The following is a 972-nucleotide window of genomic DNA, read 5'->3' as shown; positions in this document are numbered from 1 at the left end:
GTTGCTGCCGCATCGGCTGGTTGGCGAAGAGCGGGTGAGCGAACCGTTCACCTACACCCTCGACTGCATCTCCCAGCAGGGTGACATCGAACTCAAGACGTTGATGGCGCAGCCGGCCAACCTGTCGATTCTGCAGGCCGACGGCAGCTATCGCCGCCTGCACGGCCTGGTTTCCGAGGCAGCACTGCTGGGCGAAGACGGCGGCGTCACCTACTACCAGCTCACGCTGGTGCCGTGGCTTGCGATGCTGAAGCTCGGCCGCGACAGCCGGATCTTCCAGGACCGCTCGGTGGTCGAGGTGCTGACCCAGGTGTTCGACGGCCATGCGCTGGCCAAGGGCCGCTACCGCTTCGACCTGCGTCGCGACTATCCCGCGCGCAGCTACTGCGTGCAGTACCGAGAGAGCGACTTCAACTTCATCAGTCGCCTCTGCGAGGAAGAAGGCCTCTTTTACTATTCAGAGTTTGCGGGCGACGACGATGAGTTCGATGGCCACCGCATCGTCTTCACCGACGACGTCGATACCACCCAGCCGGTCAGCCCTCAGGCGATCCGCTTCCACCGCCAGGATGCCACCGAGGCGGAAGATGCGCTGACTCAGTGGGGCGGCGTTCGCAGCCAGCAGCCCACCCGCGTCAGCGTCGGCACCTTCGACTACAAGCAGCCGTCACTCACCAAGCGCACCGGCCTCGATACTCTGAGCGATCAGGGCAACCTGCCCGACACCGAGGTCTACGACTACGCCGGCGAGTATTACTACTACGGCTATGAGCGCGGCGAGCGTCTCACCGAGAACCGCCTGGAGGCGCATGAATCGCTGGCCAAGCGTTTTCGCGGCGCCGGTGGCACGCGTCAACTCCAGGCCGGGCGCTGGTTCGAACTTATCCAGCACCCGCTGCACGACTTCGGCGGCCGCAGTGGAAGCAGAGAGTCAGAACGCCAGTTCCTGCTGCTCGGCGTCAGCATTCATGC

The 972-nt window shown here is 64.2% G+C and carries 1 protein-coding gene; it reads left to right on the top strand.

Translation table 11 applies throughout. The features are described 5' to 3' along the window. Window positions 1-972, top strand: a 972-nt coding sequence (locus tag BTW08_RS18335) for a phage late control D family protein (RefSeq protein ID WP_139313723.1), incomplete at both ends; no start/stop codon positions are given.

The organism is Salinicola sp. MH3R3-1, from assembly GCF_001937155.1.
Lineage (GTDB): Bacteria > Pseudomonadota > Gammaproteobacteria > Pseudomonadales > Halomonadaceae > Salinicola > Salinicola halophyticus.
The sequence above is the reverse complement of the archived record's forward strand: the minus strand, read 5'-3'. Positions and strand labels throughout refer to the sequence as shown.